The organism is Yokenella regensburgei ATCC 49455 (assembly GCF_000735455.1).
Taxonomy (GTDB): domain Bacteria; phylum Pseudomonadota; class Gammaproteobacteria; order Enterobacterales; family Enterobacteriaceae; genus Yokenella; species Yokenella regensburgei.
In genome coordinates this window covers 64401-88430 of sequence record NZ_JMPS01000038.1, presented here as the reverse complement: position 1 = coordinate 88430, position 24030 = coordinate 64401, and the positions used below count along the sequence as shown (strand labels likewise).

The following is a 24030-nucleotide window of genomic DNA, read 5'->3' as shown; positions in this document are numbered from 1 at the left end:
GGCTAACTGCCGATACTCCTGCCATGAACAAAGAACAGGGCTTTACGCTCATTGAAACGCTGGTAGCCGTGATGATTACGTTGATGTTAAGCGCGGCAGGTTTGTATGGCTGGAACGCCTGGCAACAGCAACAGCGGCTATGGCAGACCGCAACGCAGGTGCGGGATTACCTGCTATTTCTGCGCGACGACGCCAACTGGCATAACCGCGATCATCGCATCAGCGTTCAGCAACATCAGGGGCATTGGTGTCTGGTTGCGGATGCAGGCCAGGCGCCTGCTTGCGCGACAGACGATCCATTTTCACTCATTCCAGCCTGGCCGGAAGTGGCGCTCGCCGGGGTAACGCCGTCGCTGGGGTTTTATGGCCTGCGCAGTACCGCGTGGGCCGGTCGAATCGCGCTGGCGAGTCCTGCTGGAGGGTGGGTTATCACGGTTTCTGCGTGGGGACGAATTCGTCTGTGTCAGCAAGGAGAGGGGGCGCAATGTCGGTAAAACAACAGGGATTCTCACTGCTTGAGGTGCTCATTGCGATGGCAATCAGCAGCATTCTGTTACTGGCAAGCGCCCGTTTTTTACCGGCGTTACAGCGTGCGATTTTGCGCCAGACTCAACGGCAAGTCATGGATGAGGACGTCTGGCAGCGGGTATTTATGGTGGCCAAATATCTGCAGCGGGCAGGATACTGTAACGGCATCTGCTCAGGCACTGCGCTGCAACCAGAGCGGGCGGGTTCCTGCGTTATCGTCCGCTGGGATGCCAACGGTAATGGTATCTGGGAAACCTCTCCTTCTGAGGTGGCGGAAAGTACCGGTTTCCGGTTGCAGGATGGCGCACTGGAAACCCTGCGAGGTGCGCTTTCCTGCGAAGGGAAAGGGTGGGAAAAAATGACCGACCCTAAGACGTTAAACATTACTTATTTTAGCGTCAGCCAGCACACCAGCGCAGGCTTTGCGCCCGAGCTGACCGTATCTTTACGCGCGGCGCTGACAGCGGATCCCTTGCTGCAAACGTCTGCCTCTTTTAGCGTAACGGGCTATAACCTGTGAACCGACAGCGTGGCATGTCGACGCTGGCGATGGTGCTACTGATGCTGCTATTGGGGAGCCTGTTGCTACAAGGGTTGAACCACCAGCATCAGTCTGCGCTTGCGCAAACACGTGTCGAAACCGAGTCGTTACGTGAAAGCGCTCGGGTTCAGGCCGCGCTGGAATGGGGGCGTATGCAGGCGTGGGCATCAGAGCCAGGCATTCAGTGCCGCGAGGTTTTCACCTTTGCAGCACGAGTGTGCCTGCGAAAGCTCTCTGAGGGGCGCGTACTGCTTATTGCCGGGGGGCAGGTGTTTCGCTACTGGTTTTCCGGGGAGCAGGTTTCAGGGAAAGTGATATTTTCTCCACACGGCTGGAGTGATTTTTGTCCATTAAAAGAGGCGACGTTATGTCAGCTACCCTAAAACGCCAGCAAGGATTCAGCCTGCCGGAGGTGATTCTGGCGATGGTACTGATGATTGCCGTCGTCAACGCTCTCGCGGGGTACCAGAGAAGCCTTGCCGAAGGGTATCAACTCCTCACCCAATACCGGCAACTGTGGCGAAATGCCTGGCAGCAAACGCAGCGCTTTCCCGGAGCGGTGCCGCAGGGCTGGTCGGTGACACGTATGCAGACATCGGCACAAAGATGTGTCAGCATCACGGTTAGTATTGCCACTCCCACCGGCAGGCAGGGTCAAATGACCAGGCTGCATTGCCCGGTGAGCCAATAGTCAGGAGCGTCTATGTTAAGGGTTTACCATTCCAACCGTCTCGACGTGCTGGAAGCGTTAATGGAATTTATTGTTGAGCGGGACCCCCTCAACGACCCTTTTGAGCCTGAAATGGTACTGGTACAAAGCACCGGTATGGCGCAATGGCTGCAAATGACGCTGGCAAAACGCTTTGGTATTGCCGCCAATATTACCTTTCCACTTCCTGCCAGTTTTATCTGGGACATGTTCGTTCGCGTATTGCCAGAGATCCCAAAAGAAAGCGCGTTCAACAAGCAAAGTATGAGCTGGAAATTAATGACCCTGCTGCCGAAAATGCTTGAGCAGGAGGCATTTACCCCACTGCGTCACTACCTGACTGACGATACGGATAAACGAAAGCTATTTCAGTTAGCTTCCAGGGTAGCGGATCTCTACGACCAGTATCTGGTGTACCGCCCTGAATGGTTGACGATGTGGGAGCACGACGAGCGCGCAGAGGGGCTCAGTGACGCCCAGGAGTGGCAGGCATTGCTATGGAAAGCGCTGGTGCACTACACGGCAGAGCTTGGGCAACCGCTCTGGCATCGCGCCAACCTGTATCAACGTTTTATCAACACTCTGGAGTCCGCTGATACCTGCCCGCCAGGGCTGCCACCGCGCGTGTTTATCTGCGGGATTTCCGCATTGCCTCCGGTTTACCTGCAGGCGCTACAGGCGCTGGGCAAGCATATTGATGTTTATGTTTTATTTACTAATCCCTGCAGGCTCTACTGGGGGGATATTAAAGATCCGGCCTTCCTGGCGCGACTCATGACGCGTCAACGACGCCATCACCGTGATGACAAAAATCTGACGCTGTTTCGCGACGCAAGCGCCGCTCCCGGCCTGTTTAACGATGACGGTGAGCAGGATATTGGTAACCCGATGCTGGCTTCCTGGGGGAAACTCGGACGGGATTACCTGTATCTGCTGGCAGGCCTTGAACGCTATGAAGAGCTGGATGCATTCGTTGAGATCCCGCCTGACAACCTGCTGCATAACCTGCAAAACGATGTGCTGGAGCTTAGTAATGCGCTGGTACTGGGGCGGACGGCAGAAGAGTTTGCCCATAGCGGCGCGAAACGTGAACTGGCGCTGGATGACCGTAGTCTGACGATACAGGTCTGCCACAGCCCACAGCGTGAAGTGGAAGTGCTGCACGACAATTTGCTGGCTATGCTGGAGGCCGACCCAACGCTGACTCCGCGCGATATTATCGTGATGGTGGCGGACATCGACAGTTACAGCCCGTTCATTCAGGCGGTGTTTGGCAGCGCCACTGGCGATCGTTACCTGCCATATGCCATTTCTGACCGTCGTGCACGTCAGTCTCATCCGGCATTACAGGCCTTTATTACACTGCTGTCTCTGCCGGACAGCCGTTTTGTCAGCGAAGACGTGCTGGCGTTACTCGATGTCCCGGTGCTGGCCGCGCGCTTTCATATCGATGAAGAAGGTCTGCGCTATCTGCGCCAGTGGGTTAACGAATCTGGCGTGCGCTGGGGGCTTGACGATGACAACGTTCGTGAGCTGGAGCTTCCGGCTACCGGGCAACATACCTGGCGCTTTGGTTTAACCCGAATGCTGTTGGGCTACGCCATGGAGAGCCGGGAGGGCGAGTGGCAGTCCGTGCTTCCCTACGATGAGTCGAGCGGACTCATTGCCGGTCTGGTCGGGCATCTCGCCTCTTTGCTGATGCAGCTGAATCTCTGGCGGCGAAAACTTGCTGAGGAGCGACCCCTTGAGGAATGGCTGCCGATGTGTCGCGAAATGCTCGGCGACTTTTTCCTGCCGGATGCCGACACCGAGGCGGCATTAACCCTGATAGAGCAGCAGTGGCAGGCCATTATCGAGGAAGGCACTTCTGCACAGTACGGCGAAAGCGTTCCGCTGTCGTTGTTGCGCGATGAGCTGGCACAGCGTCTCGATCAGCAGCGAATCAGCCAGCGTTTCCTCGCGGGGCCCGTCAATATTTGTACGCTGATGCCAATGCGCTCAATCCCCTTTAAAGTGGTTTGCTTACTGGGGATGAACGACGGCGTTTACCCACGTACGCTGGCGCCGCTGGGCTTTGATCTGATGAGCCAGAAGCCGCTACGGGGTGACCGCAGTCGTCGTGATGACGACCGTTATCTGTTCCTCGAAGCGCTGATGTCAGCCGAGCAAAAGCTCTACATCAGCTATATCGGGCGATCGATTCAGGATAACAGCGAGCGCTTCCCTTCTGTACTGGTGCAGGAACTGGTGGATTATATCGGGCAAAGCCACTATCTGGCCGGCGATGCGGCGCTGAACTGTGATGAAAGTGAGAAGCGGGTGAAAACCCATATCACCCGCCTGCATACGCGCATGCCGTTCGACGCAGAAAATTTCCTCTCAGACGAACAGCGAAGCTATGCCCGTGAATGGCTGGCCGCGGCGAATCAGCAGGGAGAGGCGCACCCGGCGTTTATCCAGCCCTTGCCGCCCCTGGATTTTGATACGCTACCGCTGGAGCAATTGCTGCGCTTCTGGCAGCACCCGGTCCGCGCGTTTTTCCAGATGCGCCTGCGGGTCAACTTCCGCGCCGAAGAGAGCGAAATTCCGGAGGATGAACCTTTCACCCTCGAAGGACTGACCCGCTACCAGCTTAACCAGCAGCTGCTAAACACCCTTATTGAGGAAGGCGATGCCGACTCGATGTATCGTCGCTATCGGGCGGCTGGGGAGCTGCCCTACGGGTCGTTTGGCGAAATCGCCTGGGAGACACAGCGGCGAGAAATGCAGGCGCTGGCAGAGCGGGTAATCGCCTGCAAACAGCCAGGTCAGAGCATGGAAATCGATCTGCAATGTGATGGGGTCAACATAACGGGATGGTTGCAGCAGGTTCAGCCCGATGGGTTATTGCGTTGGCGTCCGTCTTTGATTAGCGTTTCACAAGGCATGCAACTTTGGCTGGAGCATCTTGTCTACTGTGCCAGTGGCGGCAACGGTGAAAGCCGTTTGTTTGTGCGTAAAGAGGGTGAATGGCGTTTCCCTCCACTGGAAGCAGACGAGGCCAGTGCTCTGTTGGCGGAGTTAGTCGAAGGTTACCGTCAGGGAATGTGTTCCCCGCTGTTGTTTATGCCGGAAAGCGGTGGTGCGTGGCTTAAGGCCTGCTACCACGCGGAAAGCGATGCGATTTTAAGCGATGAAGAGACGCAACAAAAAGCGCGTAGTAAGTTTTTGCAGGCGTATGAGGGCAATATGGTGGTCAGCGGTGAAGGGGCCGATGTCTGGTATCAGCGTCTTTGGCGCACCCTGGAGCCTGAATACTACGAAGCCATTACTGCACAAGCAAAGCGTTATCTGCTGCCGGTTTTCCGTTTTAATCAGTCGTAGGTGCTGTATAAAAATTGCGCAATTGATTGGCTTCTTTTATCATGCGCACGTGTCACGGACTGATGTGAAGAGAAGTACTGCTTGTTGGCAATTGAATGATGAGGTCCGTGAATGCCCCGTAACACCTGGTTTCGTTGTTTTGTGCTGTTATTCGCCCTTTGGGCACCGTTAAGTCAGGCCGAGAATGGATGGCAACCGCTTCAGGAGACTATCCATAAAAGCGAAAAAGATACACGTCAGTATCAGGCGGTAAAGCTTGATAATGGCATGGTGGTGCTGCTGGTTTCCGATCCGCAGGCGGTTAAATCGCTCTCTGCGCTGGTGGTACCGGTTGGGTCGCTCGAAGATCCTGATGCACACCCCGGTCTTGCCCACTATCTGGAACATATGACGCTGATGGGGTCGAAAAAAATACCCTGAGCCAGATAGTCTCGCCGAATTCCTCAAGATGCATGGTGGCAGCCATAACGCCAGCACGGCACCCTATCGCACCGCGTTTTACCTTGAAGTGGAAAACGATGCGCTGTCCGGGGCGGTAGATCGCCTGGCGGATGCCATTGCTGCACCTCTGCTGGATAAAAAATACGCCGAGCGTGAGCGCAATGCGGTAAACGCCGAACTCACCATGGCGCGTACCCGAGACGGTATGCGTATGGCTCAGGTTAGCGCCGAAACCATTAACCCGGCGCACCCGGGAGCGCGTTTCTCTGGCGGCAATCTTGAAACGTTAAGCGATAAACCCGGCAGCCCGGTGCATGACGCACTGCTTGCTTTCCGCGATAAGTTTTACTCTGCCAATCTGATGAAGGCGGTGATTTATAGCAACAAGCCGCTGCCAGAGCTGGCGCAGCTTGCAGCACAAACCTATGGCCGGGTGCCGAACAAAAATATCGAGCAGCCGGTAACGACCGTACCCGTGGTGACTGATGCGCAGAAAGGCATCATTATCCACTACGTACCGGCGATGCCGCGTAAATCGGTGCGCGTTGAGTTTCGAATTGATAACAACAGCGCGCAGTTCCGCAGCAAAACCGACGAGCTTGTTACCTACATGATTGGCAACCGTAGCCCTGGTACGCTTTCCGACTGGTTGCAAAAGCAGGGCCTGGCTGAAGGGATCCGCGCTGACTCCGATCCGGTGGTGAATGGTAACAGCGGGGTACTGGCTATCTCCGCGACCCTGACCGACAAGGGCCTTGCCCACCGGGATGAAGTGGTGGCGGCTATCTTCAGCTATCTTAATATGCTGCGTGAGAAGGGCGTCGATAAACAATATTTCGACGAACTGGCGCACGTGCTGGATCTCGATTTCCGCTACCCGTCGATTAATCGCGACATGGACTACGTGGAGTGGCTTGCCGACACGATGATCCGCGTCCCGGTTGAGCACACCCTTGATGCGGTGAATATTGCCGATAAATATGATGCTGAGGCCGTGAAAGCGCGGCTGGCGATGATGACGCCGCAGAATGCACGAATCTGGTACATCAGCCCGAAAGAGCCGCACAACAAGACTGCCTATTTTGTCAATGCCCCGTATCAGGTGGATAAAATCAGCGCGGCACAGTTCGCCGACTGGCAGAAAAAGAGCAGTGAAATTGCGCTCTCTCTGCCTGAGTTGAACCCCTATATTCCTGACGATTTCAGCCTTATCAAGACCGGGAAAAGCTATACCCGTCCTGAACTGATCGTCGATGAGCCCACCCTGAGGGTGGCTTATATGCCGAGCCGCTATTTTGCCAATGAGCCGAAAGTTGACGTCACCATGGTGCTACGTAATCCGAAAGCCATGGATACAGCGCGCAGCCAGGTGATTTTTGCCCTGAATGACTACCTGGCGGGGATTGCGCTCGACCAGCTCGCCAACCAGGCCGCAGTGGGCGGAATTGGCTTCTCGACCGGTGCTAATAACGGCCTGATGCTTAACGCGAGCGGCTATAGTCAGCGCTTACCCCAGCTGTTTGAGGCGCTGCTCAAGGGCTATTTCAGCTATACCCCTACTCAGGAACAGCTGGATCAGGCTAAGTCCTGGTACACCCAGATGATGGACTCTGCCGAGAAAGGCAAGGCGTTCGACCAGGCCATTATGCCGGTGCAGATGCTTTCACAGGTGCCGTACTTCCAGCGCGAAGAGCGACGGGCGCTGCTGCCGTCGATAACCCTCGACGAGATAGTAAGCTACCGCGACAAGTTGAAAGCCAACGGAAGACCTGAGTTCATGGTTGTCGGCAATATGTCGGCAGAACAATCAAAAGCGCTGGCGCATCAGGTACAGCAAACGCTGGGTGCTAACGGCAGCGAGTGGTGCCGTAACCAGAACGTGGTCATCAACAAGAAACAGTCGGTTATCTTTGAGAAAGCCGGTAGCAGCACAGATTCCGCGCTGGCAGCGGTCTTTGCTCCACCAAATGTTGATGAGTACAGCAGCTCGGCGGCAGCAGCTCTGCTGGGGCAGATTGTTCAACCGTGGTTCTACACCCAACTGCGAACCGAAGAGCAGCTTGGCTATGCGGTATTTGCATTCCCGATGAGCGTCGGCCGCCAGTGGGGTATGGGTTTCCTGCTGCAAAGTAGTGATAAACAACCCGCGTTTCTGTGGGAGCGTTTTAAGGCGTTCTTCCCGACCGCGGAGAAAAAACTGCGGGCGATGACGCCAGAAGAGTTTGCGCAGATCCAGCAGGCCGTCGTCACACAGATGCAGCAGGCACCGCAGACGCTCAGCGATGAAGCCTCGCAGCTTAGCAAAGATTTCGATCGCGGTAATATGCGCTTCGATTCACGTGATAAAGTAGTGGCTCAGATTAAACTGCTGACGCCGCAAAAGCTTGCCGATTTCTTCCATCAGACGGTGGTTGAGCCGCAGGGTATGGCGATTCTTTCTCAGGTTTCCGGTAGCCAGAACGGGAAGGCGGATTACGCCAAACCGCAGGGCTGGAAAGTCTGGAAGAGCGTCAGCGCGTTGCAGCAAAGCCTACCTCTGATGAGAGAGAACGAATGACCGATACCGCCGAGTCCCTTGATCCCCTGCGCTTACCCCTCATCGGCGAGCGCCTGATTGAAGCCTCTGCGGGCACCGGAAAAACCTTTACCATCGCCGCGTTATACCTGCGGCTCCTGCTCGGGCTTGGGGGCGAAAACGCTTACCCCCGGCCCGTCAACGTTGAAGAGCTGCTGGTGGTGACCTTCACCGAAGCCGCCACAGAAGAACTACGCGGGCGTATTCGTAGCAATATTCATGAGCTGCGAATTGCCTGCCTGCGTAACGGTTCTGATAACCCGCTGTACACCAGCCTGCTTGCCGAAATAGATGATACAGCCCATGCCGCAAAGGTTCTGCTGTTGGCCGAACGGCAGATGGATGAAGCGGCGGTGTTCACCATCCACGGTTTTTGCCAGCGGATGCTGAGCCTCAACGCGTTTGAGTCCGGCATGCTGTTCGAACAGCAGCTGATAGAAGACGAATCTCGCCTGCGATTCCAGGCCTGCGCTGATTTCTGGCGGCGTCATTGCTACCCACTCGACCGGGATATCGCGGGCGTGATCCACGCCTCATGGAAGGGCCCGCAGGAACTGCTGAAATCCATCGACCGCTATCTGCAGGGTGAAGCTCCGCAGCTGAAGACGCCGCCCGGCAATGACGAAACGCTGGCCTCCCGGCATCAGCGGATCCTGCGCGAAATCAACGCGCTGAAAGCACAGTGGCTGGCAGCCTGTGATGAGATTGACGGGATAATTGAAAACTCAGGCATCGATCGGCGTAAATTTAATCGTGGCAATCAGGGCAAATGGGTCGAGAAAATTACGGCCTGGGCTCAGGAAGAGACGGAGACTTACGCACTGCCCGATGCGCTGGAGAAGTTCTCCCAGGATTTCCTTGAAGCGCGCACCAAAGCCGGCGGTGAGGTTCCCCGTCATCCGCTGTTTATGGCAATTACTGCGCTGTTAGCGCAGCCGCTGACCCTTGACGACCTGGTTATCGCCCAGGCGTTAACCGAAATCCGTGAAGCGGTGGCCCATGAGAAACGCCGCCGTGGAGAGCTCGGGTTTGACGATATGCTAAGCCGTCTTGATACCGCACTGCACGGCGAAAGCGGAGAGGCGCTGGCCGCCGCGATCCGTCAGCGTTTCCCGGTGGCGATGATTGATGAATTCCAGGACACCGACCCGCAGCAGTACCGTATTTTCCGCCGCATCTGGCGTCAGCAGCCGGAGACCGCGCTGCTGTTGATTGGGGACCCGAAGCAGGCCATCTACGCCTTCCGTGGTGCGGACATCTTCACCTACATGAAAGCCAGAAGCGACGTTAGTGCACACTACACGCTCGATACCAACTGGCGCTCAGCTCCCGGCATGGTTGAGAGCGTCAACCGCTTGTTCAGCCAGATGGATAATCCTTTCATGTTCCGCGAAATCCCGTTCCTTGCGGTGAAGGCGGCGGAAAAGAACCACGCTTTGCGCTTTGAGTTCAACGGTAACGATCGGCCTGCCATGCATTTCTGGCTAATGCCGGGAAACGGCGTTGGCTCAGGAGATTATCAGAGCTATATGGCGCAGGTGTGTGCAGCGCAAATTCGTGACTGGTTGAGTGCCGGACAGCAGGGGACGGCGCTGCTCTGGCGCGGCGATAACGCTGAGCCGGTGAAAGCCTCCGACATAACCGTGCTGGTGCGAAACCGTCAGGAAGCAGCGCTTATCCGTGACGCGTTGAACCTGCTTGGCATCCCGTCCGTTTATCTCTCTAACCGCGACAGCGTTTTCGAAACCCCTGAGGCCCAGGAGATACTGTGGGTACTGCAGGCGGTGCTTAACCCGGAGCGGGAAAATACCCTGCGCAGCGCGCTGGCAACGGCCCTGTTTGGTTTGAACGCGCAGGATATCGACAGGCTCAATCAGGATGAAGCCGCCTGGGATGCGCTGGTGGATGAGTTTGCCCAGTATCAGGTGCGCTGGCAGCAGCGCGGCGTGATGCCGATGCTGCGTGAGATGATGAGTGCCCGTCGCCTGGCTGAAAACCTGCTCGCCACACCCGGCGGTGAGCGGCGGTTAACCGATATCTTGCATATCAGTGAACTGCTGCAGGAAGCGGCATTGCAGCTTGAAAGCGAGCATGCGCTGGTCCGCTGGCTGGCACAGCATATTGCTGAACCAGACACCAACGCGGCGAACCAGCAGATGCGTCTTGAGAGCGACAAGCATCTGGTGCAAATCGTGACCGTTCATAAATCAAAAGGTCTGGAGTATCCGCTGGTCTGGCTGCCGTTTATCGCACGTTTCCGAAAGCAGGATCAGGCGTTCTACCACGACCGCAACTCCTTTGAGGCGGTGCTGGATCTGCAGGAAAACGAAGCGAGCCTCGAGCTTGCAGAAGCCGAACGCCTTGCCGAGGATTTACGCCTGCTGTACGTTGCGCTGACCCGCGCGGTCTGGCACTGCAGCCTCGGCGTTGCCCCGTTGACCAGCCGTCGTAGCGATAAGCCGAGCGATACGGATTTCCACCACAGCGCTCTGGGGCGGCTGGTACAAAAAGGCGAGGCAAAAGACGCTGCCGGGCTCGAAGCCTGCCTGCAGGCGCTGTGCTGCTCGTCGATTGCCCTGAGCACGCCTCAGACGCCGGATAACCACCGCTGGCAGGCCCCGCAGGCGGAACTCCCTGAACTGCATGCCCGCGAAGTGCGCCGCCGCATGATTGATGACTGGCGAGTGACCAGCTACTCCGGGCTGCAGCAGCGTGGACACAGTGTCGCTCAGGATCTGCTACCGCGTCTGGATATCGATGCAGCGGGTGTGGGAGAAGTACTGGAGGAGCCTGAGTTAACTCCGCATCAGTTCCCGCGCGGGGCATCTCCCGGGACGTTCCTGCACAGTCTGTTTGAAGATATCGACTTTACCCGGCCGGTTTCCGCCGACGAGATGCGCGAGAAGCTGCAGCTTGCGGGCTTTGAAGAACACTGGACTCCGGTGCTGACGCAGTGGCTCACCACGGTGCTCCAGGCGCCGTTGCCGGGAGCCGGGGTTTCACTAAGCCAGTTGGCACCAAACCACAAGCAGGTGGAGATGGAGTTTTATCTGCCTATTGAGCAACTGCTCGAGCCGCAAAAGCTGGATGCCGTCATCCGTGCGCACGACCCGCTGTCGGCGGAGTGTCCACCGCTCGATTTCCGCCAGGTACGCGGTATGCTGAAGGGGTTTATTGACCTGGTGTTCCGCCACGATGGCCGTTACTACCTGCTCGATTATAAGTCCAACTGGCTTGGCGAGAATGCGCAGGCGTATACCGAACAGGCCATGGCGCAGGCGATGAAGTCGCATCGTTATGACCTGCAGTATCAGCTCTACAGCCTTGCGCTGCACCGCTACCTGCGCCATCGACTGGCGGATTATGATTATGAACGTCACTTCGGCGGGGTTATCTATCTGTTCCTGCGCGGCGTTGATGGCGCGGCACCGGGGCAGGGCATCTTTACCACCCGTCCGACACGCGCGTTGATCGATGGGCTGGACCAGTGCTTTGCCGGTGAATCACAGGAGGTGGTGTAAATGACGATGAGAGCATTGTTGCTGGAAGCGGCAGAGCAGAAGCTTCTGCGCCCGCTGGACGTCCAGTTCGCCATGATGCTGGCGTCTCCCGAAGAAGAACCGGCGCTGGTCCTGGCGGCGGCCCAGCTCAGCCACGATGCCGGTGAGGGACACGTCTGCCTGCCACTCTCAAGACTTGGCGTTGATAACGCACTCAGCGGCAAAGCCCGCGAGCTGTGGACCCGGCTGTATGACTATGTTGATACAGCAGAAGACTGGGGTCAGCGACTGCTGGCAAGCGAGGCGGTAAGCCGTGGCGAACGCCCCACGCCGCTGGTACTGAGCGGAGAACGTCTGTATCTGAACCGTATGTGGCGTAACGAGCAGACCGTGGCGCGCTTCTTTAATGACGGTAATCAACCTATTGTCGTTGATGAAGCTCTGGTGAAACAGACGCTGGACGGACTATTCCCGCCGGTAGAAGGCATTGACTGGCAAAAGGTCGCGGCGGCGGTGGCGCTGACCCGGCGTATTTCGGTTATCTCCGGCGGGCCCGGTACTGGCAAAACCACCACCGTGGCAAAACTGCTGGCGGCGCTTATTCATCTGGCCAGAGGGCAACGTTGCAGGATCCGGCTGGCGGCACCGACCGGTAAGGCTGCGGCTCGTCTGACCGAGTCGCTTGGCGCTGCGCTGCGCAAGCTGCCGCTCGACGAAAGTCAAAAAGCGCAGCTACCTGCCGAAGCCAGCACGCTGCACCGTTTACTCGGGGCGCAGCCGGGGAGTCAGCGGCTGCGCTATCACGCCGGAAATCCGCTGCACCTGGATGTGCTGGTAGTGGATGAAGCCTCGATGATTGACCTGCCGATGATGTCACGGCTGATTGATGCCTTACCGGCTCACGGGCGAGTGATTTTCCTCGGCGATCGCGATCAGCTGGCCTCGGTGGAAGCCGGGGCGGTGCTGGGCGATATCTGCGCCTGGGTAAGTAAAGGGTACTCTGCGGCACGTGCGGCTGAGCTGAACCGCCTCAGCGGGATGAACGTACCCGCCGGAGAAAGCAGCACTGCCAGCAGCCTGCGTGACAGCCTGTGCCTGCTGCAAAAGAGCTACCGCTTTGACAGCCATTCCGGCATCGGTCATCTGGCTCGTGCGGTTAACGCAGGCGATAAGCGAGCGGTTCGTCAGGTGCTGCAGGAGGGCTATGCGGACATCAGTCTGCAACCGCTGCGTACGGCGGAAGAATACGATGAGATGCTGACGGCGGCCCGCCACGGCTACGCCCACTATCTGGAGTGTCTGCTCCAGCAGGCGGAGCCGGGAGACGTGCTCGCGGCGTTTGGAGAATATCAGGTGCTGTGCGCGCTGCGCGAGGGGCCATACGGCGTTAGTGGGCTTAATGAGCAACTGGAGCGCCGGCTGGCAAGCCAGCGGATTATCACCCTGCCAAAGCATACCCGTTGGTATGAGGGGCGGCCGGTGATGATTTCACGCAATGACAGCGCCCTGGGGCTGTTCAACGGCGATATTGGTATTGCGCTGGCGCGCGGCGAAGAGGGGCTTCGCGTCTGGTTCCCGATGCCTGACGGCAGTATTAAGTCGTTCCAGCCAAGCCGCTTGCCGGAGCATGACACCGCCTGGGCGATGACGGTGCATAAATCACAGGGATCTGAGTTTGACCACGCCGCGCTTATTTTGCCGGTTCAACCCGGGCCTCTGCTGACGCGAGAGCTGGTGTATACCGCCATTACCCGTGCGAAAAAACGTTTATCGCTATATGCCGATGAGAGTTTGCTGACCCAGGCTATCGCGGCACGAACCGAGCGTCGCAGCGGGCTGGCGGAGATTTTTGCCGGGTAGAGAGCCTACCCGGCGGTGATTTAGCCGAGATCTGCCATCAGCACCTTCGAGCGCCGCTGGTAGTTGTACATCTCTTTTTTGCTTTCCGGCAGGGAATCAATATCCACCGGGGCAAAACCGCGCTCCTGGAACCAGTGAATGCTGCGCGTCGTCAGGACAAACAGTTTGCTGAGCCCCATCTGCTTTGCCTGAGTGGCGATGCGGTGCAGCAGCTCTTCTCCGCGTGAGGAACTCCGGTAATCCGGATGCACCGCCACGCAGGCCATCTCGCCAATTTTTTCATCCGGGAACGGATACAGCGCGGCGCAGGCAATGGTCGTGTTATCACGCTGAATAATGGTGAATTTGTCGATCTCCATCTCCAGCTGTTCACGTGAACGGCGCACCAGGATCCCCTGCTGCTCCAGCGGACGAATAAGCTCCAGAATGCCGCCGATATCGTTGATGGTCGCCCGGCGGATCTGCTCGGCGCTTTCCATGACTATCTGCGTGCCAATCCCGTCGCGGGAGAACAGTTCCTGCAGCAGGGCGCCGTTCTCCTGATAACTGATGAGATGGCTGCGACGCACACCGCTGCGGCAGGCTTTTAACGCTCCGCGCAGAAAACGCACGGTGCCGGAGTGGTAATCTCCTGCGGCTTCCAGCGCTTCGACCCGCGCCTGAGCCTCATTAGGGAACAGCTCAGAGATAATCTCACCTTCGTCGTTGAATACCCCTTGCGACGAGCAAAAGCCAATCATCTTCTCCGCCTTCAGCTTGATGGCCATTTGGGTGGCAATCTCTTCTGAAGTCAGGTTAAAGCTTTCGCCGGTTACCGATACCGCAACAGGCCCCATCAGCACAATTGCGCCGCTGTCGAGCTGGCGGTTTACCGCCTCCTCATCAATACGGCGAATGCGCCCGCTGTGGCAGTAGTCCACACCGTCATCCACCCCAAGCGGTTGAGCAATGAGAAAATTACCGCTGACCACGTTGATATGCGCGCCCTGCAGCGGCGTATTGTTCAGGCTCATCGACAGGCGAGCAGTGATATCCAGCTGTAACGTACCGGCTGCTTGTTTAACCAGTTCCAGCGTTTTAGCATCCGTCACCCGGGTATGCTTGTGATACACCGGTTCATGATGATGGATAAGCAGGTTAGCGTCTATCTGCGGGCGTGCGCCATAGACCACCACCAGGCGGATACCCAGGCTGTGAAGAAGACCTATGTCATTCACAATACTGGAGAAATTTTCATGCTCAATGGCTTCTCCTCCCAGCATAATGACAAATGTTTTACCCCTATGTGCATTGATATAGGGGACGGAATGGCGAAATCCTTCAACCAGTTCGGTTCCACGCTCCTTCACCACGGCAAAACCCTCTGTGCATGAATATTCGAAATTAATGTATTTTTATTCTGTTTTTGCGTTTGGCGCAAGCCAAAGTTTTGCCTCTGGCGAAGATATTTCATAGCGATATGGCAAACGACATAAGAATGTTTACCCTTTTCTGGATGACAGCTTATGCGTGTTTGGTTAAAGTTTTCGGTCAAACTGGATATTTATCGTTTTAAATTCGCTACTTTGCTCGGGAGAAGCATGTCGGGAAGTCAGTCAGCATTAAGCCGCCGCCGTTTATTACAAGGGGCGGGCGCTATGTGGTTGTTAAGCGTAAGTCGGGTGGGTCTTGCTGCCGCGAGTCAGGTGGTGGCGGTACGCGTCTGGCCATCGTCGACCTACACGCGTGTGACGGTGGAATCCTCACAGGTGCTGAAATATAACCAGTTTGCGCTCAGTAATCCGGAGCGTGTGGTGGTTGATATAGAAGGTGTGAATCTGAATTCGGTGCTGAAAGGCATGGGAGCGCAGATCCGCGCCGACGACCCGTATATTAAATCTGCGCGAGTAGGGCAGTTCGATCCGAAAACCGTGCGCATGGTCTTTGAACTGAAGCAAAACGTGAAACCGCAGCTGTTTGCTCTGGCACCGGTGGCGGGTTTCAAAGAGCGTCTGGTGATGGATCTCTATCCTTCCAACGCTCAGGAGATTCAGGATCCGCTGCTGGCACTGCTCGAGGATTACAATAAAGGATCCCTTGAGAGCCAGGTGCCGCCTGCGCAAAGCGGCCCGCAGCCGGGTAAAGCGGGTCGCGATCGTCCGATAGTCATCATGCTCGATCCGGGACACGGCGGTGAAGACTCCGGCGCCGTTGGCAAATACCGCACCCGCGAGAAAGACGTGGTGCTGCAGATTGCCCGTCGCCTGCGTGCGCTGATTGAAAAAGAAGGCAACATGAAGGTCTTTATGACCCGCAACGAGGATGTCTTCATCCCGCTGAAGGTGCGTGTTGCCAAGGCGCAGAAGCAGCGCGCCGATCTGTTTGTGTCCATCCATGCGGATGCCTTTACCAGCCGACAACCGAGCGGCTCTTCGGTGTTTGCACTGTCGACGAAAGGTGCAACCAGTACCGCCGCGAAATTTCTCGCTGAAACACAGAACGCCTCTGACCTTATCGGTGGGGTAAGTAAAAGTGGGGATCGCTATCTCGACCACACCATGTTCGATATGGTGCAGTCGCTGACCATTAACGACAGTCTGAAGTTCGGGAAAGCGGTACTGCAGAAGCTAGGGCAGGTGAATGACCTGCACAAGAACAAAGTCGAACAGGCGGGGTTCGCGGTGCTGAAAGCGCCGGATATCCCTTCTATTCTGGTAGAAACCGCGTTTATCAGTAACGTTGAAGAAGAGCGTAAGCTCAAGACCGCGAAATTCCAGCAGGAAGTGGCAGAGTCTATTCTGGCAGGAATTAAAGCCTACTTCGCCGATGGGGCGACGCTGGCACGACGGGGATAAGTAGCAGGCGCTGAAAAGCGCCTTTTTTTACGGACGCCAGAAACAAAAAAACACCCGTCAGGGTGTCTATTGTGTGCTTTAAAATGTGGTTGCGGGGGCCGGATTTGAACCGACGACCTTCGGGTTATGAGCCCGACGAGCTACCAGGCTGCTCCACCCCGCGTCCGTCTTATTTACTCTTCCGTCGAGTAAATCTTTTCACATTTTAATTGGTTGCGGGGGCCGGATTTTGAACCGACGACCTTCGGGTTATGAGCCCGACGAGCTACCAGGCTGCTCCACCCCGCGTCCGTGGATGCGCACTATACTCTGCTCGCTTTTCGATGCAACCTTTTTTTGACGATTTTCCTGATATTGCTGTTAATCGCGTAAAAATGGGACGAATCGTTTGTTTTGTGTGCGAAATTTCGTTTTAGCCGCGCGCGCTCGTTTCATTACCCTGGGGGGTTTGTTATCTTCATCACGCATTCAGTAAACGTATATAGAAGAGAGACCATGAAAGGACGTTGGGCAAAATATCTGGTAACAGGCTCACTGCTGGCAATGCTGGCGGCCTGTTCTTCAAAACCGACCGATCGCGGTCAGCAGTATAGTGACGGAAAGTTCACCCAGCCGTTCTCACTGGTTAACCAGCCTGATGCGGTCGGTGCACCGATCAACGCCGGTGACTTCTCCGAGCAGGTGTATCAGGTACGTAATTCCTCACCGCGCCTTTATAACAGCCAAAGCGACGTGTTTAACGCCGTCCAGCAGTGGCTGCGTGCCGGTGGTGACACCCGCAACATGCGCCAGTTTGGTATTGATGCCTGGCAGATGCAGGGCGCTGACAACTACGGCAACGTGCAGTTTACCGGCTACTACACGCCGGTAGTGCAGGCCCGCCATACTCGCCAGGGCGCGTTCCAGTATCCTATTTACCGCATGCCACCTAAACGTGGCCGCCTGCCATCCCGCGCCGACATCTATGCCGGTGCGCTCAGCGACAGCTACGTGCTGGCCTACAGCAACTCGCTGATGGACAACTTCATTATGGACGTGCAGGGCAGCGGCTATATCGACTTCGGTGACGGCTCTCCGCTTAACTTCTTCAGCTACGCCGGTAAAAACGGCTGGGAGTACCGCAGCATTGGCCGTGTGCTCATCGATCGCGGCGAAGTGAAGAAAGAAGATATGTCGATGCAGGCTATCCGCCACTGGGGCGAAACGCACAGCGAAGCGGAAGTGCGTGAGCTGCTGGAGCAGAACCCGTCATTCGTCTTCTTTAAACCACAGTCGTTTGCACCGGTGAAAGGGGCAAGTGCGGTACCGCTGATTGGCCGCGCCTCGGTTGCCTCTGACCGCAATATTATCCCGGCAGGCACCACGCTGCTGGCAGAAGTGCCGCTACTCGACAACAACGGTAAATTCAACGGTCAATATGAACTGCGTCTGATGGTGGCGCTGGACGTTGGTGGTGCGATTAAGGGCCAGCATTTCGACATTTACCAGGGTATTGGTCCGGATGCCGGACACCGCGCAGGATGGTACAATCACTATGGCCGCGTCTGGGTGCTGAAAAGCGCGCCGGGAGCAGGCAACGTCTTTAGCGGGTAATTGAGGTCCTATGTCTGTGGTAATCAGCGATGCCTGGCGCCAGCGTTTTGGCGGCACGGCACGTTTGTACGGTGAAAAAGCGCTGCACTGCTTCTCGGCAGCGCATGTCTGTGTCGTCGGTATTGGCGGCGTCGGGTCGTGGGCGGCAGAAGCGCTGGCGCGAACCGGTATTGGCGCGATTACGCTTATCGATATGGATGACGTCTGCGTGACCAACACCAACCGGCAGGTTCATGCGCTTGGTGGCAACGTTGGGCTGGCGAAGGCCGAGGTGATGGCCGAGCGTATTCGTTTGATAAACCCGGAGTGCCGGGTGACGGTGATTGATGATTTTGTCACACCCGAGAACGTAGCCCAGTATATGAGCGCGGGCTACAGCTACGTGATTGACGCCATCGACAGCGTGCGGCCAAAAGCGGCGCTGATTGCTTACTGCCGCCGTTATAAGGTTCCGCTGGTTACCACCGGCGGTGCGGGTGGGCAAATCGATCCTACCCAGATCCAGGTGAGCGATCTGGCGAAAACCATCCAGGATCCGCTGGCGGCGAAGCTGCGCGAACGGCTGAAAAGCGAGTTCGGCGTGGTGAAAAACAGTAAAGGGAAACTGGGCGTGGACTGCGTGTTTTCAACCGAAGCGCTGGTTTACCCGCAGGCCGACGGCAGCGTATGTGCGATGAAAAGCACGGCGGAAGGCCCGAAGCGCATGGATTGTGCCTCCGGGTTTGGTGCCGCAACCATGGTGACCGCCACTTTTGGCTTTGTCGCGGTATCCCATGCGCTGAAAAAAATGATGGCGAAGGCGGAACGTCAGGCTTCAGCCTGACGCGCGGCCACAAGCACAGCCTCTGCAAGCGCGGCCAGCCCCTGGCTGCGCGAGGCGCTAAGCTGGCTACGTAATCCCAGCTCATCGAACAGCGCCAGCGGATCCTGCGACAGCAGCTCCCCGGCGCTTTTCCCTTCTACCGCCGTCAGCAGCACGGCAAGCAGACCACGAACGATTCGCCCTTCACTGTCACCGTAGAAGTGCATTTTCCCCTCAGATGACACCACTGAACCCAGCCAGACGCGGTTCTCGCAGCCCGCAATTTCATGCGCCTGCGCTTTGTCTGTATCCGCAAGCGTCGGCAATTGCTTACCCAGCAGTATCAGCTGACGATATTTATCTTCCCACTGCTTCAGTGGGGTAAAAATCTGCCGTAACGTATCGGCGGTTACGGTTGTGCCGAACGGGTGTCCGGCGAAAATTGGGTTGGTCATTCATCCACCAGTAAAGCAAGGGCGCGGTCAACGGCGTTCACCAGCGCGTAGACGTCATCCTGAGTATTATAGGGGGCGAAGGACGCTCTGAGCGTTCCCTGGACGCCAAGCGCTGCCAGCAGCGGCTGAGCGCAGTGCTGCCCGGCGCGCAGGGCGATACCATATTCCGCCAGCAGGGTGACCATATCGCTGTGGTGCACGCCGGCAAACTCGAAGGCCAGCAGGCTGGAATCCTGACAGCGGAATGAGCGGAAGCCCGGACGCTTCGCCAGTTCGGCTTCCGCAAGCGTGGCCAGATCCCGGCTCCAGCTTTCGGCCTGGGTGAGATCAACTCCCGCCAGCCATTCCAGCGCGGCGCTTAGCCCGATCACACCGGCGACGTTCGGCGTGCCCGCCTCCAGACGGTACGGTACCGGCTGGGTTTTAAAGCCGTCGAAGCTCACCTCGGTAATCATTTTGCCGCCGCCGAGCCACGGCGTCATGGCTTCAAGCAGCTCTGCTTTCCCGTACAGCACGCCGATGCCGGTCGGGCCGTAGAGCTTGTGTCCGGAAAACGCATAGAAATCGATGTCCAGTTGCTGAACGTCGAGCGGGAAATGCACCGCACCCTGGGCGCCATCCACCATCACCACCATGCCCGCATCATGGGCAAGCGCAACGGCGCGCGCCAGGTCTGGGCAACCGCCGGTGACGTTAGACATCTGTCCAATCGCCAGAATTCGGCTTCGCGGGGTGATGCAGGCAGAGAACTGATTGATATCCGGCAAGCGGTCGTGACCGAGCGGCAGTTTGACCACGCGCGCGCCGGTTTGCTCTGCCACCATCAGCCACGGCACCAGGTTGGCGTGGTGTTCGGCTTCGGTGACGATGATTTCATCACCTGGCTGCAGGCGAGGACGAGCGTAGCATTGGGCGACCATATTGATAGATTCAGTGGTGCCCCGGGTCCAGACAACCTGTTGACCGCTGGCGGCGTTCAGCCACTGGGCAACGCGTTCGCGGGCGGCCTCGTAGCGCGCGGTGAGGCGCTGCGCTTCGGCAAACTGGCTACGGTGGACGTTCCCGGCGCTCAGGCTGTAAAACTCACGGGTCGCCTCGATGACGGCCTGCGGCTTCAGGGCGGTGGCGGCGCTGTCGAGATAGACACCGGCATCGCTGAGTGCGGGAAATTCGGCGCGAAACTGCGCGGGATTGAATGCGTTCATGGAATTCCTCATTACGATGCTGAGATCGTCGCGCAATTTACGCGTCAGGGCAAGGGGAGGAATCACGGGCAAAAAAAAGCACCGCAGTTTGCGGTGCTACATTAATCACTATGGACAGACAGGGTAAATGTACAGGAAGTGAAAATAGGGTAGCCTTGCTACCATGGTCTGAATCGCAGACCAATTGCAAACACAACAACACAACATCACAACCGTAAGCCAAAAGCCCATCAGAACACGCATTCCGATAAAAGCTCTTCGTTCCGGCTCAGGAAGTGCCGCCACTATAGGTATTTGCTGGTAGTTCCTCAACGGACAAATTATAATGTCTCAGATAAAAAAAACTAATAGGTTAAATGTTGTTTCCTATTTGTTAAATTGCCTTAACATCTAAGCCAGATAACCATGTCCAAGCGATTACCACCTCTGAATGCATTACGTGTTTTTGATGCTGCAGCACGCCATCTGAGCTTCACTCGGGCGGCAGATGAGCTTTTTGTGACGCAGGCCGCAGTAAGTCATCAAATCAAGTCCCTCGAGGATTTCCTGGGGCTGAAGCTGTTTCGTCGGCGTAATCGTTCGCTGCTGCTGACCGAAGAAGGCCAGAGCTATTTTCTGGATATTAAAGAGATCTTTTCCCAGCTTACCGAGGCGACGCGCAAACTGCAGGCCCGGAGTGCGAAAGGGGCATTGACGGTCAGTTTGTTGCCCAGTTTTGCCATTCAATGGCTGGTGCCAAGACTCTCAAGCTTTAACTCAGCTTATCCGGGAATCGACGTCAGGATCCAGGCCGTCGACCGTCAGGAAGATAAACTTGCCGACGATGTCGACGTGGCGATTTTTTATGGCCGCGGCAACTGGCCGGGGCTGCGTGTCGAAAAATTGTACGCAGAGTATCTGCTTCCCGTCTGTTCGCCGCTGCTACTAACCGGCGAGAAAGCGTTGAAAGTGCCTGCCGATCTGGCGCAACATACGCTGCTGCACGATGCTTCTCGTCGTGACTGGCAAACTTATACCCGCCAATTGGGTCTTAATCATATTAATGTGCAACAGGGACCAATTTTCAGCCACAGCGCGATGGTGCTGCAGGCTGCTATCCATGGACAGGGTGTCGCACTGGCCAACAACGTAATGGCTCAGTCCGAAATTGAAGCAGGCCGTCTGGTCTGCCCGTTTAATGATGTACTGGTCAGTAAAAACGCGTTTTATCTGGTTTGCCATGACAGTCAGGCGGAACTCGGTAAAATAGCCGCTTTTCGGCAGTGGATTCTGGCGAAAGCGGCAAGCGAACAAGAGAAATTCCGCTTTCGTTACGAACAATGAATGGACCATAAGGTAAAGCTATGACCAGTCGTTTTATGCTGATTTTTGCCGCCATCAGCGGTTTTATCTTTGTGGCGCTGGGAGCGTTCGGCGCACACGTATTAAGTAAGTCTTTAGGCGTGGTAGAGATGGGCTGGATCCAGACCGGTCTCGAATATCAGGCGTTTCATACGCTGGCGATTTTCGGTCTGGCAGTGGCCATGCAGCGTCGAATCAGTATCTGGTTCTACTGGAGCAGCGTGTTTATGGCGCTCGGTACGATACTGTTCAGCGGTAGTCTCTACTGTCTCGCGTTGTCTCACCTTCGCCTGTGGGCGTTTGTCACCCCGGTGGGTGGCGTCAGTTTCCTCGCAGGATGGGTATTAATGTTAATTGGTGCAATTCGTCTTAAACGTAAGGGCGTCGTTCATGAATAAGGTTGTTCTCTATTGCCGCCCCGGCTTTGAGAAAGAGTGTGCAGCGGAAATCACCGACAAGGCCGGTCGCCTTGAGGTGTACGGTTTTGCCCGTGTGAAAGAAAACGCGGGATACGTGATTTTTGAGTGCTATCAGGAAGGTGACGCGGAGAAAATCATCCGCGATTTACCGTTCAGTTCGCTGATTTTTGCCCGCCAGATGTTTGTGGCAGGTGAACTGCTGCGTGATTTGCCGCCGGAAGACCGCGTAACGCCGGTCGTCGGCATGCTGACCGGCGTGGTGGAGAAGGGCGGTGACCTGCGCGTTGAGGTCGCGGATACCAACGAAAGCAAAGAGCTGATGAAGTTCTGCCGTAAGTTCACGGTACCGCTGCGCGCAGCACTGCGTGAAGCGAAGATCCTCACCAACTATGAAACGCCGAAACGTCCGGTGGTGCATGTGTTCTTTATTGCGCCAGGCTGTTGCTATGTGGGTTATTCCCTCACGACCAACAATTCGCCGTTCTATATGGGGATCCCGCGCCTCAAGTTTCCATCTGATGCGCCAAGCCGTTCAACGCTTAAGCTTGAAGAGGCGTTTCACGTCTTTATTCCGGCTGACGAGTGGGATGAACGTCTGGCGAACGGGATGTATGCGGTCGATCTCGGGGCCTGCCCGGGCGGCTGGACCTATCAGCTGGTAAAACGCAATATGTGGGTCTCCTCTGTCGATAACGGTCCGATGGCGCAAAGCCTGATGGATACCGGGCAGGTGACCTGGCTGCGTGAAGATGGTTTCCGCTATCGCCCGACGCGTAGCAACATCTCGTGGATGGTGTGCGACATGGTTGAGAAACCGGCGAAGGTAGCCGCGCTGATGGCGCAGTGGCTGGTGAACGGCTGGTGTCGTGAAACCATCTTTAACCTCAAGCTACCGATGAAAAAGCGTTACGAAGAGGTCTCGCAGAATCTGGCGTACATTGAGGAGCAGATGAAGGCGAATAACATTGCCGTGCAGATCCAGGCGCGCCAGCTGTACCACGACCGCGAAGAAGTGACGGTGCATGTGCGTCGCATGTGGGCGGCGGTGGGTGGTCGACGCGACGAGCGATGATATCTCTCTTTACCCTCTCCTTTGGGAGAGGGTAATCAGCTCAACCGCAGCTGCTGTAAATTCCCGTCAAGCGTTAAATCCGTTTTCAGCTGCGCTACCTGACGGCAGATAAATGCCATCTCCCGATGCTCCACCAGCTTTTTACGCCATTTCTCCGGCACCGCCTCCAGATTCTCATACAGTGCTTCCAGGGTTGGAAACTCGCTCAGAAGCTGGGTAGCGCTCTTCGGGCCAATTCCGGCAACGCCTGGGATCTTCGAACTGCTGATGCCCGCAAGCCCCCAGTAGTCTGGTAGCTGCTGCGGATTGACGCCAAACTCACTGGCAATAAACGGTGCATCCAGCCAGCGCTTCTGGAAATAGTCGCGAATGCGAACGGTGGGGGAGAGTAGCTGGCAGTAACCTTTGTCAGTCGACACAATCGTCGCCTGATGCCCGGCTTTCGCCACTTTCACCGCCAGCGTTGCCGCCAGGTCGTCCGCTTCGTCCCCTTCTGATGCCCAGCAACGGATACCGCGTGCTTCAAACGCGGCGCGTAATGACGGCATTTCATCATGCAGCGTGTCCGGCATGGGAGGGCGGCCGGCTTTGTAATCCGGCAATAGCTGGTGCCGCCAGCCGTGGCTGCGGGCCTCGTCATCAAATACCGCTACCGCATGCGTAGGCTGGCTGTGGACGAGGAGTTGCTCCAGCGCATGCAGGCAGGTCTCCGCACAGGGAGAGCCCTGCACCGCGTGTATGCGGCGGATCAGATTGAGTGCATCAACGATAAGCAGATGGACGGCCATGGTT

General features: G+C 56.7%; 17 protein-coding genes, 2 tRNA genes and 1 pseudogene. 14 read left to right on the top strand and 6 right to left on the bottom strand.

Features of this window, described 5'->3' with window-relative positions:
- Positions 1 to 23: 23 nt before the first annotated feature.
- The 8 genes and pseudogenes from GYRE_RS11500 (at position 24) to recD (ending at position 13517) form a co-directional block, all read left to right on the top strand.
- Positions 24 to 494 (top strand): prepilin peptidase-dependent protein, encoded by a 471-nt coding sequence (locus GYRE_RS11500; RefSeq protein ID WP_038255374.1) that lies wholly within the window; start codon positions 24 to 26, stop codon positions 492 to 494.
- Positions 485 to 1048 (top strand): prepilin peptidase-dependent protein, encoded by a 564-nt coding sequence (locus GYRE_RS11495; protein WP_038255372.1) that lies wholly within the window; start codon positions 485 to 487, stop codon positions 1046 to 1048. The genes GYRE_RS11500 and GYRE_RS11495 overlap by 10 nt, the downstream gene beginning before the upstream one ends.
- Positions 1045 to 1452, top strand: coding sequence for a DUF2509 family protein (locus GYRE_RS11490; RefSeq protein WP_038255370.1), 408 nt, complete (start codon positions 1045 to 1047; stop codon positions 1450 to 1452). Before GYRE_RS11495 ends, GYRE_RS11490 begins: the two co-directional genes overlap by 4 nt.
- Positions 1437 to 1760, top strand: a complete 324-nt coding sequence (locus GYRE_RS11485) for a prepilin-type N-terminal cleavage/methylation domain-containing protein (RefSeq protein WP_006818465.1) — start codon at positions 1437 to 1439, stop codon at positions 1758 to 1760. Before GYRE_RS11490 ends, GYRE_RS11485 begins: the two co-directional genes overlap by 16 nt.
- 12 nt (positions 1761 to 1772) lie before the next feature.
- The gene (recC, locus tag GYRE_RS11480; RefSeq protein ID WP_038255368.1) at positions 1773 to 5141 is read left to right on the top strand and encodes an exodeoxyribonuclease V subunit gamma; all 3369 of its coding nucleotides are present in this window, start codon (positions 1773 to 1775) and stop codon (positions 5139 to 5141) included.
- 111 nt (positions 5142 to 5252) lie between these two features.
- Positions 5253 to 8139 (top strand): annotated as a pseudogene (gene ptrA, locus GYRE_RS11475) (pitrilysin).
- On the top strand, positions 8136 to 11678 hold the full coding sequence (gene recB / locus GYRE_RS11470; RefSeq protein ID WP_038255366.1) for an exodeoxyribonuclease V subunit beta: 3543 nt from the start codon (positions 8136 to 8138) through the stop codon (positions 11676 to 11678). Before ptrA ends, recB begins: the two are co-directional and overlap by 4 nt.
- A complete protein-coding gene (gene recD, locus GYRE_RS11465) occupies positions 11679 to 13517 on the top strand; it encodes an exodeoxyribonuclease V subunit alpha (protein WP_038255365.1) in 1839 nt (612 codons plus the stop codon).
- Between the two features lie 20 nt (positions 13518 to 13537).
- Here the strand turns inward: recD and argA are convergent, their stop codons facing one another.
- Positions 13538 to 14869 carry an amino-acid N-acetyltransferase gene (gene argA / locus GYRE_RS11460; RefSeq protein WP_038255363.1) on the bottom strand — a complete coding sequence of 444 codons (1332 nt, stop codon included), beginning with the start codon at positions 14867 to 14869 and terminating at the stop codon, positions 13538 to 13540.
- 228 nt (positions 14870 to 15097) lie between these two features.
- Here argA and amiC point away from each other — a divergent pair, with 228 nt between their 5' ends.
- Positions 15098 to 16351, top strand: a complete 1254-nt coding sequence (gene amiC / locus GYRE_RS11455; RefSeq protein ID WP_038255391.1) for an N-acetylmuramoyl-L-alanine amidase AmiC — start codon at positions 15098 to 15100, stop codon at positions 16349 to 16351.
- A gap of 86 nt (positions 16352 to 16437) precedes the next feature.
- On the opposite strand, the gene GYRE_RS11450 is transcribed toward amiC, so the two are convergent.
- Both GYRE_RS11450 and GYRE_RS11445 read right to left on the bottom strand, forming a co-directional pair.
- Positions 16438 to 16514 (bottom strand) — tRNA-Met (locus GYRE_RS11450).
- A 47-nt stretch (positions 16515 to 16561) separates the two neighbouring features.
- Positions 16562 to 16639, bottom strand: a tRNA-Met gene (locus GYRE_RS11445).
- 207 nt (positions 16640 to 16846) lie between these two features.
- Here GYRE_RS11445 and mltA point away from each other — a divergent pair.
- Together mltA and tcdA are read left to right on the top strand one after the other, a co-directional pair.
- Complete coding sequence (gene mltA / locus GYRE_RS11440) at positions 16847 to 17944, top strand: murein transglycosylase A (RefSeq protein WP_006818473.1); 1098 nt, start codon at positions 16847 to 16849, stop codon at positions 17942 to 17944.
- Positions 17945 to 17954: 10 nt separating this feature from the next.
- Positions 17955 to 18767 carry a tRNA cyclic N6-threonylcarbamoyladenosine(37) synthase TcdA gene (gene tcdA, locus GYRE_RS11435; protein ID WP_038255361.1) on the top strand — a complete coding sequence of 271 codons (813 nt, stop codon included), beginning with the start codon at positions 17955 to 17957 and terminating at the stop codon, positions 18765 to 18767.
- Here tcdA and csdE read toward each other — a convergent pair.
- Both csdE and csdA read right to left on the bottom strand, forming a co-directional pair.
- Positions 18752 to 19201: a cysteine desulfurase sulfur acceptor subunit CsdE gene (gene csdE / locus GYRE_RS11430; RefSeq protein ID WP_038255359.1), complete on the bottom strand. Its 450-nt coding sequence runs from the start codon at positions 19199 to 19201 to the stop codon at positions 18752 to 18754. The genes tcdA and csdE overlap by 16 nt on opposite strands.
- On the bottom strand, positions 19198 to 20406 hold the full coding sequence (csdA, locus tag GYRE_RS11425; RefSeq protein ID WP_038255357.1) for a cysteine desulfurase CsdA: 1209 nt from the start codon (positions 20404 to 20406) through the stop codon (positions 19198 to 19200). Before csdA ends, csdE begins: the two co-directional genes overlap by 4 nt.
- A gap of 405 nt (positions 20407 to 20811) precedes the next feature.
- Between csdA and gcvA the strand changes: the two genes are divergently transcribed.
- The 3 genes from gcvA to rlmM are packed head-to-tail and all read left to right on the top strand — an operon-like array spanning position 20812 to position 23238.
- Positions 20812 to 21729: a glycine cleavage system transcriptional regulator GcvA gene (gene gcvA, locus GYRE_RS11420; RefSeq protein ID WP_006818477.1), complete on the top strand. Its 918-nt coding sequence runs from the start codon at positions 20812 to 20814 to the stop codon at positions 21727 to 21729.
- Between the two features lie 20 nt (positions 21730 to 21749).
- Entirely contained in the window at positions 21750 to 22145 is a 396-nt protein-coding gene (locus tag GYRE_RS11415) for a DUF423 domain-containing protein (protein WP_006818478.1), read from the top strand.
- Positions 22138 to 23238, top strand: coding sequence for a 23S rRNA (cytidine(2498)-2'-O)-methyltransferase RlmM (gene rlmM / locus GYRE_RS11410; RefSeq protein ID WP_006818479.1), 1101 nt, complete (start codon positions 22138 to 22140; stop codon positions 23236 to 23238). The genes GYRE_RS11415 and rlmM overlap by 8 nt, the downstream gene beginning before the upstream one ends.
- A gap of 35 nt (positions 23239 to 23273) precedes the next feature.
- Here rlmM and xni read toward each other — a convergent pair whose 3' ends face one another.
- Positions 23274 to 24026, bottom strand: a complete 753-nt coding sequence (gene xni / locus GYRE_RS11405; protein WP_006818480.1) for a flap endonuclease Xni — start codon at positions 24024 to 24026, stop codon at positions 23274 to 23276.
- Between the last annotated feature and the right edge of the window lie 4 nt (positions 24027 to 24030).